Source organism: Rhodococcus sp. OAS809, assembly GCF_040546695.1.
In the GTDB taxonomy this organism is placed as follows: Bacteria; Actinomycetota; Actinomycetes; order Mycobacteriales; family Mycobacteriaceae; genus Rhodococcus_F; species Rhodococcus_F qingshengii.
In genome coordinates this window covers 706,111-718,243 of sequence record NZ_JBEPOI010000002.1, presented here as the reverse complement: position 1 = coordinate 718,243, position 12,133 = coordinate 706,111, and the positions used below count along the sequence as shown (strand labels likewise).

Sequence of the window (12,133 nt, the reverse complement as noted above, 5' to 3'; positions counted from 1 at the left end):
GTCAAGATGGCCAGATGTGGAAACAGGCACTCGGGTTTGCTTTGTTCGGTGCGACCGTTGCCATCGTCACGGCGGCGCTGACACAGGGATCGGCACAGGCGTCCGCCACGATCACCCTCTTTTCTGGTGGCACGACAATCTCGGGCTTCGCGGGTAAATCGCAATGGGCCTGGCCCATCGAGGCTGCGGTGATCGGCGCCGTTCTGGGCGTGCTGACCGGGCTCGTACTCCACCTCGCGGGTGTGCGAATCTCCGGAGGTCAGGACAATCGAATGCTTCGAACTGTGGTGGCAGGCCTCGTGGGAGTCACGCTTGGGTTGACGCCCCTGTTGGTCTTGATCAGCATGGCATTCACCAGGTCGGTTGACATCGGATGGTCCCCGCTCCTGGTTTATGCCGTCAGCGGTCTTCTGGCCTATGGCCTTTCGGTCGCCGCCGTGTTCGGAGTTCTTCGCGCTGCCGGGGATCGACTTACTGTTCGCACGACGCGAGCGGTCGCGGCGATGCTTCCGGTAGGGGCGTTGGCGGCGACTGCTGCGGGTGTCGGTACTGCGTGGAAGCTGGGCTTTTCCACCGCCGCTCCCACCTGGATTGCAGTCGTACTGCTGGTGGTGCTCGTATTGGCCGTGACGTTCGTTGCGGCCCGGGCGTGGGCACTACGGATGCAGGCTCGTGACTTTCCAGAAGTGGCATAGGCGGTGGAACGATTGATTCCGACGGGCGCATCGAGATGAGGGGCGAGCGAATCTTCGCGGGACTCGTCGTCGGCCTTCTGCTCGGGCTGTTCGGCTATCTGCCGTTGGTACTCCTGTGGCAACATTTCGCAGATGTCGCGCAGCCGCAGCTTTATCCGAACCGTTCGTTCACGTCGTTCGGCCCCAACCCGCCACCGCTCACCTACTGGATAAGTTGGGCGGCGCCTGCCGCCGTGTTCGTCATTCTCGGACTCATGACTATTCCCAGCCGCACCGGCAGGCAATTCGCGTTGCCATTGGTGCTCGCGTTCCTTTCTGTGGCAGCAATGGTGGCGTGGTTCTGGATCTCGATGGAACTGTTCTTCAGCCCCGACTGATCACTCACTCGGCTGCGTATCGCGAACCCCACTGCGCGCACGCGCAATGGCGCCCTTGTTGCGCAATGCGATCCCCTGATGCACCGCAGCAAGTACCAATGCCAGCACTGCAGCAGGGAGGCACCCCACCATCGACAGCAGAGAAGGCATACCAGAGCTGAAAGCGGTAAAGAAACCCAGTACTGCAGCGCAAAGCATTGTCGCCGAGACGATCCAGGAAACTAATGGTCGTGGGATCACGGCTGGAATAACGCACAGAGCCACCGGCAACGCCAGCACCAAGAAGAGCTCCCGCCCGAAATAGTCGTGAATCGAGCGGTAACAATCGGCAGAACTGAGCGGGCCGAGGCCTATTTCGCAATCGGTGATCTCGTACAGCGGCCACTGTGCCGTCGCGGATCCCAGAATCCCGGTGGCGACCGCCAATACAACCCACGCGATCCGAATCCCAATCATACGAAGAGATCATGCCAGTAGGCGAAATTGCGCTCCGGAGAAGAAAGCAATTACGACTCGAACTGCGTGGAAGGTCGATACCGTCAACGCTAATCAAAGAATGGATCAAACTATGTTGATCGCATGGGGAGCACTGGCGCTTGCCACTGGTGCCCATATCTATGGCGCTCGCCTCGCAACTCACGGCGACTACGGGCGGAGATTACCTCTCTCGGTAGGACCGACCTCCTCGCGAGCGGCACAACATGTCCGACGTGCTCAACTCACGGGCTGGGTATCGAGCTTGATCGGAGCATCTGCCATCGTCGACAACTATTGGGAGACAGCACCTCTCTTGAGTGCGGGTATCGCAGTCGCTGTACTCGGAGTAGTTAACGGCCTACCGAGTTTGATTGTCACCCTGATGCACAATCGACGGCCGCAACAGGGTTGAAGTTTTCGATTCTGTTTTGTGGAAGGGTGCTTGCATGGCAACACAACCGCATGGCCAGTCCATAACCCCGGCGTGGAAAGTATTCACGGCCATCGGTTTTGCAGGTGTTGTGGGCGCTGCCGTGACGTACTTCCGAGACGGGTGCACTTTGGCGATCATTGGCGGGATGGTCATCCTCGCGATTGGTCTGCCGCTTACTGTCTGGTCCATCCTGCGAATGCTGCGTGAGAATCGAGGACATCGCCTTCATTGGTGGAGAACACCGCCGGTCAATCCGAGGAACGTCGACCTGTCTCGTGCTGTCGGCATTCCGACTACAATTTTCGGTGCACTGACCATCTGGCTGAATACAGCAGGTTCGGCGCCGTGGTGGTTGGCAGCAATCTTTACCGCCATTCTGATCGCGCTCTTCGAAGTAACCGTTGCCGTTCACAATATTCGCCTCAGTCAGCGAAACTGAGCTAGCCTTCCGCGCATGCCGGTTTCTGCGGATGTTCGCGAGCGCCTTCGGTCTTACCTGGATCCAGATGACGAGATCCGGTACGTATTTCCAGCAGACGTTCTGATGAGCGCGAAACCGAGTGTGTTTGTCGTGGTGAGCCGAAAGGCGATCACGGTGTTTTCGACGAGCTTTCGTTCCAGAAAACTGCCGAGGTCGATCCTCACCCAGTTTCCGAGAATGGCCGTTCTCGGCCCGGTCGGTACTGCGTCCGCGCCGCACTTCGCAGCGGCGGGCATTACGTACGAGATCGACGAAGAATATGTCGCAGTCGTGAACGCTGCCGACGCGGAGATAACGTCACCGCAGGACTTCCCGCGAGATCCGTTGCCGAACCTTTGAGGCACATACAAAAAGGCAGTTTCTCATTTTTGAGAAACTGCCTTTTTGATCTATATTCGGTCGGGCTGACAGGATTTGAACCTGCGACCACTTGACCCCCAGTTCAGCCGGTGGGCGAAATCACCTGGTCAGAAGCATCTTTCACTGGTGCAACGATCGGCGCTGACATGGAGGTTGTTCGGCATCGTTCGTAGCGTGTGGTCCCGTTCTGGTCCCGCCTGTCCTCATGACTCGAACCTAAACCTGCCGGCTCTGCGGTCCGTGACCGTCCGCTGATGTCCTCATAGAACCTACCGATACCAGCATCTTTCGTCGCAGAACCAATGCCGTTGTACGCGGCTTCTCAATCACTTCACGGCTAAATCAGCTTGCCGACGTCGGCGTCAAACGGAACCAGAAGGCGCATTAGGTTGTCGATCGTAGTCCATTCCTGCTCGGGCGCGACCAAAGACATCGCGCGTTTCACCACCGTATGTGCAGCCGGGTTGCGGTTATCCGCTACAGAGTCGAGCTGGTTGAACAAGGAAGAATGGGCAGACATCTCGGCATCGCGGAAACCAATGGGTATTAACAATCCCTTAAGCTTCGCGCCGTTTATTCCATGACTCTTTGTGACTACCTTCCTGTACTTTTCAAAAGCTTTATCGATATGGTCTCGATTAGCGAGCTCGCCGTTGTCAATCGGGATCACCAAGTCGGCAGTCACCGCGTACCAGACAACCAAGCATTTCGAAGCTCTCGTCAGCGTTCCACTTTTGTGATCAGCCGCAGCCTTGGAGGCAATCTGTAGGCATCGCTCCTCCAGAAAATGCTCTAAATGAGCACTGGCAAGCACGCGGAAACCCAATGCACGCTTATGCTCTTCGGGTGTGTACCGAAAATCTTCCCGGCTATCAGCAATGAGACTCTGCTTCAGCACCTTGATTTCTTGCTCGAACGATACAAAAAGCGTTGATGGCATGCTCCAGCGGCCCGTACTATTTGTGCACGCTTGCCATGAGACGCTTTGCCCTCTCCACGACGCCTAGCTTGATGCCCAATTCCTCTTCTACCGCTCCCCCGTATGCGATAACCCGCTTGGCCGTCGCGCGGGCAGTCTTCGTAGTCGACTTCAGTGCGGCCTCGAATTCAGAGTCTTCGATGCACAGGTCCTCAAATCGAGTTCTCAGCCCATCCGCGTTTGCACGGATTGACGAGTCAGATAACTCGGCCGCCGAAAAGACCATACTCATCGTGTCGAAGACCGCTACGTTGAACCGGCGCACATAGGCGGGTTCGTCACCGCCTACGTAACGCATGAAGGTGTTTCCATCCTGGAATACCAGCTCGGTCCGCTCGATGGCTTTCTCGATAGCAGCAGCATAACCTTCGTACCGCTCCTGCTCGTCCTTCCAACCCGCATTGCCTCGCTTGCACATATTGTCGAGAAATTCGCGCAAGTCGCCATCATAGTTTTCGATATCGTCTTGAAAGGACACGCTGCGGAGCAGAAGTTCGGCGTCGCGCATTCTGAAATCTTCACGCTTGAGGCGACGTGCCCGTCGGATCGCGGAGCTATTCGCGGAAGTTTCATTAATCCAGGTCGAAAACTCTCCCGGGTAGAGAGCCTGACGAAGCTCCTGCGGAGAAAGGGGTAGACTTCCTTGGTTCAGACGCCTAAAAATCTCGTAAAGAACCTCAGTTTTGCCCCAATTTCTGACCACAATGGTTCGAACCGGCTGACTCAAGAAGCTCTCGACCCATTCGGCAGTTTCGCCAGATTTTTTGATCTGATCGAGACCCTTGCCATTCAATTGTTCCAAAAATTCGAGTTTGGTCAACTTGAAAGCGGAAAATTGACCTTCCGGCGCACCGAACTGCTTCATGGTCATGAGGCGTTGTTTGCCGTCCAGAACGATGAAACGCTTGGAATTCTTGTCTTCCGCCAAGACTACCTGCGGAACAGGAAGCCCGAGCATCAGAGATTCGATGTACCGACTTTTACGGTCGCGCGACCATGCGTCACGTCGCTGAAAGGCCGGATTGATATCGAACGATTGTCCGATCTTCTCAAGGAGGCTCTGCACACTCCAATCAAGTGTGTATAGCAGTACGTCTTGAACATCCTCTGCGGTCAGCTTGGCGTCAGCTTCAGGATCTTCCGTGATCTCGTCTGGCAGTTCTTCCACAAAATCTTCGTTTTGCGTATCTTCTCCATCGAGTACTGGCTTAGGCACAGCCTCTCCCTCCTGTGTGATGCGGCGCGCTCAACCCTATCTCGAATCGTGGGACACGCGGAATTGGATGGCGTAGCCAGGGATTCACGAGGCCGAACGACCCGGTCGGCGCGTTCTGGCCGGGCCATGTGTCCAACTGTCGCTGCGATTCGGGAGCACCTAGCCGCTCGCAATGAGGTTGAAGACGTCTAGGAGCAGCAGCCGGCGAATTGACGCCCTGCCGTCCCGCGTAGGGAAGGCGTCGCGACGCGGGCGGCTCGGCGTCCGGCGTGGTCATTACGAGTCGAAAAGCTTGTGTCTGCTGGTGATCTGCTGACGTCCGCACCCCCTTCGCTCAGTGCCGAAATGCTCTCGTGGGGGTTCCGTCGCGTCCTGGGTTGTACGCGAGATGCGACAACGGCGTGACAAGAACCAGCATCGCGACCTCCGCGATCAATGTCGAAGATCACGCCGCAATCGAACCTACGCGCGACCCCACGTGACCTAACGCTGAGTGCGGACGCACCAGGTATGTCACCCTATCTCTGCATACTGGAAGCGATCATGAACCGCGCACATGAGCAGTGCGACCGACAAACTGGTGAGGACCATTGGCCAAGAGCAAGCTGTCGTCATTGCCCGACATTACAGACCGTCAAGCCTGGCTGGTGATGACCAAGTCGGACTACCGCCGACTCGGTGGAGGGAGCAAGTACGACGACGACCCAGCGAGCCACTACAGCTGGGACAGCACCGTCCCGAACCACCTGAAGGTCCGCGCCGGCGACGTCATCCTCCTGTGGAACGAAGTCGAATCTCTCGGTGCGTCGGTCATCGAACGAATCACCAAGGGCAACGCGGTCAAACGGCGCGGACGGTGTGTCAATACCAAGTGCCGGACAACGAACTACGAGCCGCGGAAGACGATGCGGCCGACGTTTCGCTGCTACGCATGCGGTGAAGAGTTCGACGACCCCGTGTTCGAGGACGTGGACGTCATCACCTACCGATCCACACATGCACAGGCTTGGGTCGACCTGCACGGCTCGTTCAGCGCCGCGGAACTCCGTGCTTTGTGCGTTAAGGCTCGCTCCCAGAACAGCTTCCGGCGACTACGCTGGGATTCCGTACGTGCCGCGGCATCAGACGCGATCAGCGCTCAGGTCTTCGACCCCCTGGACGCGACGACACGTCAGATGCAAGACGGTCACACCACACGACCTACCCGAGTGCGTCTGGGGCAAAGAGAGTTTCGGCAGAAGCTCCTCGCGAAGTACGACGCTCGATGCGCCTTCACTGGAAGCCTTCCCGGCGAGGTGCTCGATGCCTGCCACCTCTACAGCTACGCGAAGGTGGGCAAGCACCACGAGCACGGTGGGATCTTGCTACGCCGCGACCTCCACACCCTCTTCGACCGCGGAATCATCGCCGTCACCAACAACGACGCCATCGATGTGTGGGAGCCCTACCATGGGTTCCCGGTGTACCAGAAACTTCATGGCAAGGCGCTCACCATCGACGTCACCCCCGAACAGCGAAAGTGGTTCGAGATGCACTGGAGTGAACACCGGAAGCCGTGAGCATGGGCTCTGGCGGCCGTTGACGGCACCACGGCCGTCCTTCCTGTCGTAGACCTGGGTGATCTCTCAGCCGGAACTGGCCCACCGTGGCGAACAGTCCAAAAAATGCCCCCGAGCTGCTGGTTTGCATCTCGGGGGTTCTCGTCGTTCTGGGCACATTTCGACGTCCGACGGCCTGGAGCATCCCTACCATGCCGATCTATGTGTAGTGATCACAGTCGGTGTGCCGCTCGTTGCAGTGCAGGCTCGGCAGGTATTCGTGCGACGGTGACCACATATCCGAAAGCAAGGTATCGCCCCCACGAGCACCTGAACCGGCCCCAGCCTGTGACCGTTCGGACAGTAGCGGGGAGCCGGATCTGTCCAGCGCCCATTTCACACGTAGGGCCGGATCAATTCGCAGATACCTTCGATTATCACCCCACCTACTCCGAGGCTGCAATCCGGGGCCAGACATGTAGTCGTTCAGTGTTCGTCAAGGAAAACGTCGCTGTAGCGTCCACTCCATGTCGGAGAGCAAGCAAGTTTCAGTAACGACCGCCAACTTCGGGGGGGCGGCCACAGTGTCGGCGACGGTCAGCATCTGGCAGCCTTTCGCCGTCCAGCACTTATGGACTGCGTTACATATGGCGAACCTGTGCAACGCTCGCGAAAATGACCTTCATCGGCTCGGGAAGCTAGCCCCGGACATCGAACACCAGTCGTTGGCTACGACCGCAGCAATGTCGGCCGTGTACTTCGTTGAGGCCTACATCAACGACATCTATGCCATCGCTGCCGACGACAACCGGACGCTTCGAACCCAACTAGACGGAATCGACAGCCGAGCCGTTGACCTGCTGGGGCTGGTCTGGAAGGGCACAGACGTAGCGGCAGTGAATTGGACGATCCTGGACAAGTATCAGTTCGCTTTGGCTGTGGCAGGTAAGCCGAGGATGAATACAGGAGCGAACCCATACCAGAACATGAAACGGCTAATCAAGCTTCGTAATACCTTGGCGCACTTCAAGTCTGAGTGGCAGCGGAATGACGTCCCGCACGAGGTCGAGAAAAGCCTCAAGAATCTCTTCCCAGACAGTCGGCTGTACACGGGCGCTCCATGGTTCCCCCAGGTTTGTCTCGCTTCGGGTTGTGCCAAATGGGCTTGCGACACCAGCACCGCGTTCGTAGATGCCTGGCGCAGTGAAATGGGCGTGCAGTTCGACTACAAGACCACTATGACTTCGATGCCTCAGCCGTAAGTCCGCCACGGATCGACCTTGGCTTGGGTCGGGTTGCGCATGAGGTGGGCGGGCTAACCGCCTGCCCCATAGGGCCTGCCGGTCACGTGCAGAGGCTCACAGGTCAACGGTGGACGAGTATCCATCAGCGCAGCTGACGCCATCGGCGCCCTTGAGGTGTGAGGGGGCCGGGACCACAATGCAGGCCGATCCAAACCAGGGCCGAGCGACCGACAGGTCGCTATGAAACTCAATGAAACCGTTTACTGTTCGGCAACGTCTAACCAGGCATGACAAAGACTCGGCACGTAGTAGTTCGGCCAGTGCCGCAGTACGAACCGGCGCTGGAGTCAAGGCCGACGGGGGCTCCCTCGACTGTATGGCAACGGTATCTAGCCGCCGTGGGCGAGGTCCAAACCGCCGAGGAACAGAAGCCGGCGGATTGGTGCCCTGCCGTCCCGCGCGGGGGAAGGCGTCGCCACGCGGGCGGCAGGGGGTCCGGGCTGGGATCGGCTTCGTTGGCGATCCGCTCCCCGACGTCGCTGTCGGTGCCCGGAAGGGCGAGAAGGGCCGAAGCCCCCTTCGGGCGGGTTAGGTGCCGTCGACGAGTAGACGGCCGGTGGTACACACCGCCCAACTCGCTGCCGTTCTCGGGATCGACAGTTCGAGCCTGCGGCGCTGGCGTACCGCGAATCCACCCTGCGGACCGGCATACATCCGGGCATCACCCCGCGTGGTGAAGTACAGCGACGCGGACGTGGATCGTGGCTCCTGAGCCTGCGCACGGATCCGACCCAGGCGGCAGCGCAGTGGCGCAACGCGTAAATATCGCTGTAGGCGTAAAGCTTTCAGAGAATATCGACGAACAAAGCGACTATGGGAAGAGACCGTTCCGCGCTCGCGTGAGGTGGACTGAACTGGCGAAGAAGAAGCGGCCGAACCTCACCGAGCCATTCGAAACCCAGGCGTGGATCGACCGGATGCGGCGTCTGGCTATGCAGGGCATCGATCCGAAGACCACGACAATGTCTCTGGCCGACTACGGCAAGGCCAACATGGAGCTGGTGCTTCGCGGCTTGGAGAAGAAGACCACCGACCCACGGCAGTGGATTGCGAATGCGCGTTGTGCCGTCGTTGGGACACATCCCGATCGGGATGATCACCAATGGCGCGATCGACCGTGCGGTGGTCGACTGGATCAATGATGGCGCGGGCAAGTCGAGCGTCAAAAACACTCTGGCGGTTCTAGTTCGGGTCATAGAACAGGCAAAGCGCGACGGGCTGCGGATCGACAACCCCGCACAGGTTCGCGGATGGCAGAAGCTCTACGCCCAAATCGAAGACGAGCTCATGACCCGCGGTCGGTGGCACTTCCGGACTGGCCGACTCTGGTCACCTCGTCAAATGCGTTGGTAGCTCGATCCGCCGACGAGTACCAAAGCTGGGGTGATGTGGCCACCTTCGCCGCGTGCACGGCTTCACGGATCGGTGAAATCTCAGGGTGCCGAGTCGGTGATATCGACACCGCGACGTGGACATGGACAGTCCGCCGACAAACCACACCCGGACCCGGCGGACTCGACGACAAGGGAACCAAGGGCCGCCGCCGCCGGTACGTCCCGTTGATCAACGAAGTCCGCCAACTCGTCCTCGATCGCGCTGCCGTAGACGGCGAAGACAACGCCGACGCCCGCCTGTTTGTCAGCCCGCATGGTGGACGGATCGCTACCGGCGTTCTTCGCGATGCCACGCATTGGGACGAGGTGGTCACCAAACTCGGATACGCACACCTGCGACGCCACGACCTCCGCCACACCGGACTCACCTGGATGACCGACGCCGGCGTGAGCCTTCACCTACTCCAGAAGATCGCAGGCCACACCGACAGTCGAACAAATGAGCGGTACCTACACCCGGACCGGCGGGAGGTCACCGAGGCGGGCGACAAGCTCTCCCACCACCTTCGGTCCCGTCCTGGTCCCGCCCTTCGCGTGGTGGGCCTACAGGAAAACCCTCTCCAACCAAGGTCAGAGAGGGTTTTCTGCTGTCGGGCTGACAGGATTTGAACCTGCGACCACTTGACCCCCAGTCAAGTGCGCTACCAAGCTGCGCCACAGCCCGTCCCACGCCCTTGTTTCGGGCGCTTGGAAAGATTACATCAGGCACGGGCCGAAGTACCAATCGGCTGGTCAGAGCCATTTCAGTACCGCATTGGACGCAGAATCAGCGGCCCTTACGGTCACGCTTCTCGCGCACTCGGACGGATACGCGGATCGGGCTGCCGTCGAAGTTGAACTCTTCACGCAGACGCCGCTCGATGAAGCGGCGGTAGCCGGCCTCGAGGAAGCCCGTGGTGAAGAGAACGAATGTCGGCGGGCGTGTGCTTGCCTGCGTCGCGAACATGATGCGAGGAAGGCGACCACCACGCATCGGAGGCGGCGTTGCTGCCACAACTTCCTTGAGCCAGGTGTTCAGGCGACCCGTGGGGATGCGCTTGTCCCAGGACTCCAGAGCCGTGTCGAGAGCCGGCACGAGCTTCGCCACGGCGCGACCGGTGTGGGCGGAGATGTTGACTCGCTGAGCCCACGGAACGCGGACCAGATCGCGGTCCACTTCCTTGTCCAGCATGAGTCGACGGTCCTCGTCCACGAGGTCCCACTTGTTGAATGCGATCACCAATGCACGACCCGTGTCGGCCACCATGCTCAGAACACGCAGATCCTGCTCGGTGATCGGCTCGTGCGCGTCGATCAGCAGGATCGCAACCTCAGCGGCCTCGATCGCGCTCTTCGTACGCAGCGACGCATAGAACTCCGCGCCGCTGGCATGGCTGACGCGCTTGCGCAGACCAGCCGTGTCGACGAAACGCCAAGGGCGCCCGCCGAGTTCGACGATGGAGTCGACCGGGTCGACGGTGGTGCCGGCAACATTGTGCACGACGGACCGCTCGTCACCGGACAGCTTGTTGAGCAAGCTGGACTTTCCGACGTTCGGCTTTCCGACGAGAGCAACACGACGCGGACCGCCGCCGGGGATACCTTCACGCGGGGTTTCCGGCAGCTTCTCGAGAACCTCGTCGAGCAGGTCGCCGGTACCGCGTCCGTGCGTCGCACTCACGGAGTACGGCTGACCGAGGCCCAAGGACCACAGTGCTGCAACCTCGGACTCGGTGCGTCCGTCGTCCACCTTGTTGGCAACGAGGATGACCGGAGTCTTCGAGCGGCGAAGCACGCGAGCCACAGCTTCGTCCGTCGCGGTAGCGCCGACAACGGCGTCGACGACCAGGAGAATGGCGTCAGCCGTTCCCATGGCCAACTCGGCCTGCCGGGCAACGGCCTGCTGAAGACCCTTTGCGTCGGGCTCCCATCCGCCGGTGTCCTGGACGAGGAAGCGTCGTCCGGCCCAGTTCGCCTCGTACGAGACACGGTCACGGGTAACGCCGGGGATGTCCTCGACTACCGCTTCACGACGGCCGATGATGCGGTTGACGAGTGTCGACTTGCCGACGTTCGGTCGACCGACAACAGCCAAGGTCGGGACGGCAATGTGCGCTTCGCCTTCGCCGTCCGCTTCGAGATCGGCGTAATCCCACTCCGATTCCTCGGACCAAGTTCCGTCACCGGCATATTCGGTTACCAGATCGTCGCTCACTGCACTGCTCCAGTTCTGTCGCTGACCACCAACAGCAACTTGGCGATCACATCTTCAATTCCCAATTCGCTCGTATCCACCAGAATGGAATCCTCGGCAGGGCGCAACGGCGACACTGCCCGAGTCGAATCGAGATGGTCACGGCGCTGCACATCAGCCAGCACCGCTTCATAATTGTCTTCACGGCCTTGGCCGATATTCTGCGTATTGCGCCGTGCCGCACGGGTTTCCGCCGATGCGGTCAAGAAGATCTTGACGTCTGCATCGGGGAGTACGACGGTTCCGATGTCGCGACCTTCCACGACGATCCGCTCCGCACCGGCCGCCAACTCACGCTGAGTGGCGACCAGCAGGTCACGAACCTCGGGTACAGCCGACACCGCGGAGACAGCCTTGGTTACCGCGTCGCCGCGGATCTCCTCGCTGACGTCCGCGCCGTCGAGATGCACCTGCTCGCTGCTCGGATCGGTACCGATGGACCATGGCAACGCCGCAACGGCGGCCGTGATCGCGGCGGAATCCGCCAGATCGATTCCCTGACGCAGCACGTGCAGGGTCGCGATCCGGTAGATGGCTCCGGTGTCGAGGTAGCGAGCGCCCAAACGCTGCGCCAACGCGCGAGAGACGCTGGACTTGCCGGTTCCGGACGGTCCGTCCATAGCGACTACCAGCGGCATGGACGAAT

General features: G+C 59.8%; 13 protein-coding genes and 1 tRNA gene. 8 read left to right on the top strand and 6 right to left on the bottom strand.

Annotated features, from left to right (window positions below; genetic code table 11):
- Positions 1 to 14 precede the first annotated feature (14 nt).
- On the top strand, positions 15 to 695 hold the full coding sequence (locus tag ABIE52_RS06385) for a hypothetical protein (RefSeq protein WP_083057608.1): 681 nt from the start codon (positions 15 to 17) through the stop codon (positions 693 to 695).
- 35 nt (positions 696 to 730) lie between these two features.
- Positions 731 to 1,072: a hypothetical protein gene (locus ABIE52_RS06380; RefSeq protein WP_192712374.1), complete on the top strand. Its 342-nt coding sequence runs from the start codon at positions 731 to 733 to the stop codon at positions 1,070 to 1,072.
- Here the strand turns inward: ABIE52_RS06380 and ABIE52_RS06375 are convergent, their stop codons facing one another.
- A complete protein-coding gene (locus ABIE52_RS06375; protein ID WP_192712373.1) occupies positions 1,073 to 1,528 on the bottom strand; it encodes a hypothetical protein in 456 nt (151 codons plus the stop codon). It abuts the gene before it with no gap.
- Positions 1,529 to 1,995: 467 nt separating this feature from the next.
- On the opposite strand from ABIE52_RS06375, the gene ABIE52_RS06370 reads away from it, so the two are divergent.
- Positions 1,996 to 2,421, top strand: a complete 426-nt coding sequence (locus ABIE52_RS06370; RefSeq protein WP_192712372.1) for a hypothetical protein — start codon at positions 1,996 to 1,998, stop codon at positions 2,419 to 2,421.
- A 15-nt stretch (positions 2,422 to 2,436) separates the two neighbouring features.
- On the top strand, positions 2,437 to 2,802 hold the full coding sequence (locus ABIE52_RS06365; protein ID WP_192712371.1) for a hypothetical protein: 366 nt from the start codon (positions 2,437 to 2,439) through the stop codon (positions 2,800 to 2,802).
- 358 nt (positions 2,803 to 3,160) lie between these two features.
- Here ABIE52_RS06365 and ABIE52_RS06360 read toward each other — a convergent pair whose 3' ends face one another.
- Together ABIE52_RS06360 and ABIE52_RS06355 are read right to left on the bottom strand one after the other, a co-directional pair.
- A complete protein-coding gene (locus ABIE52_RS06360) occupies positions 3,161 to 3,763 on the bottom strand; it encodes a hypothetical protein (protein WP_192712370.1) in 603 nt (200 codons plus the stop codon).
- A gap of 16 nt (positions 3,764 to 3,779) precedes the next feature.
- A complete protein-coding gene (locus tag ABIE52_RS06355) occupies positions 3,780 to 5,018 on the bottom strand; it encodes a GmrSD restriction endonuclease domain-containing protein (protein WP_192712369.1) in 1,239 nt (412 codons plus the stop codon).
- Positions 5,019 to 5,668: 650 nt separating this feature from the next.
- Here ABIE52_RS06355 and ABIE52_RS06350 point away from each other — a divergent pair.
- The 4 genes from ABIE52_RS06350 to ABIE52_RS06335 all read left to right on the top strand — a co-directional run bounded on the left by ABIE52_RS06350 (position 5,669) and on the right by ABIE52_RS06335 (position 9,863).
- Positions 5,669 to 6,577, top strand: coding sequence for an HNH endonuclease (locus ABIE52_RS06350; RefSeq protein WP_192712368.1), 909 nt, complete (start codon positions 5,669 to 5,671; stop codon positions 6,575 to 6,577).
- 506 nt (positions 6,578 to 7,083) lie between these two features.
- Positions 7,084 to 7,818, top strand: a complete 735-nt coding sequence (locus tag ABIE52_RS06345) for a hypothetical protein (protein ID WP_192712367.1) — start codon at positions 7,084 to 7,086, stop codon at positions 7,816 to 7,818.
- A gap of 788 nt (positions 7,819 to 8,606) precedes the next feature.
- On the top strand, positions 8,607 to 9,002 hold the full coding sequence (locus tag ABIE52_RS06340) for a hypothetical protein (protein WP_354541469.1): 396 nt from the start codon (positions 8,607 to 8,609) through the stop codon (positions 9,000 to 9,002).
- A 159-nt stretch (positions 9,003 to 9,161) separates the two neighbouring features.
- The gene (locus ABIE52_RS06335; protein ID WP_354541468.1) at positions 9,162 to 9,863 is read left to right on the top strand and encodes a site-specific integrase; all 702 of its coding nucleotides are present in this window, start codon (positions 9,162 to 9,164) and stop codon (positions 9,861 to 9,863) included.
- Here the strand turns inward: ABIE52_RS06335 and ABIE52_RS06330 are convergent.
- From ABIE52_RS06330 to cmk, 3 genes are all read right to left on the bottom strand, one after another.
- Positions 9,845 to 9,918: transfer RNA gene (locus ABIE52_RS06330), tRNA-Pro, on the bottom strand. The two genes, ABIE52_RS06335 and ABIE52_RS06330, sit on opposite strands and share 19 nt — an antisense overlap.
- Positions 9,919 to 10,020: 102 nt before the next feature.
- Complete coding sequence (gene der, locus ABIE52_RS06325) at positions 10,021 to 11,448, bottom strand: ribosome biogenesis GTPase Der (protein ID WP_003946199.1); 1,428 nt, start codon at positions 11,446 to 11,448, stop codon at positions 10,021 to 10,023.
- Complete coding sequence (gene cmk / locus ABIE52_RS06320; RefSeq protein WP_172827088.1) at positions 11,445 to 12,125, bottom strand: (d)CMP kinase; 681 nt, start codon at positions 12,123 to 12,125, stop codon at positions 11,445 to 11,447. Before cmk ends, der begins: the two co-directional genes overlap by 4 nt.
- Between the last annotated feature and the right edge of the window lie 8 nt (positions 12,126 to 12,133).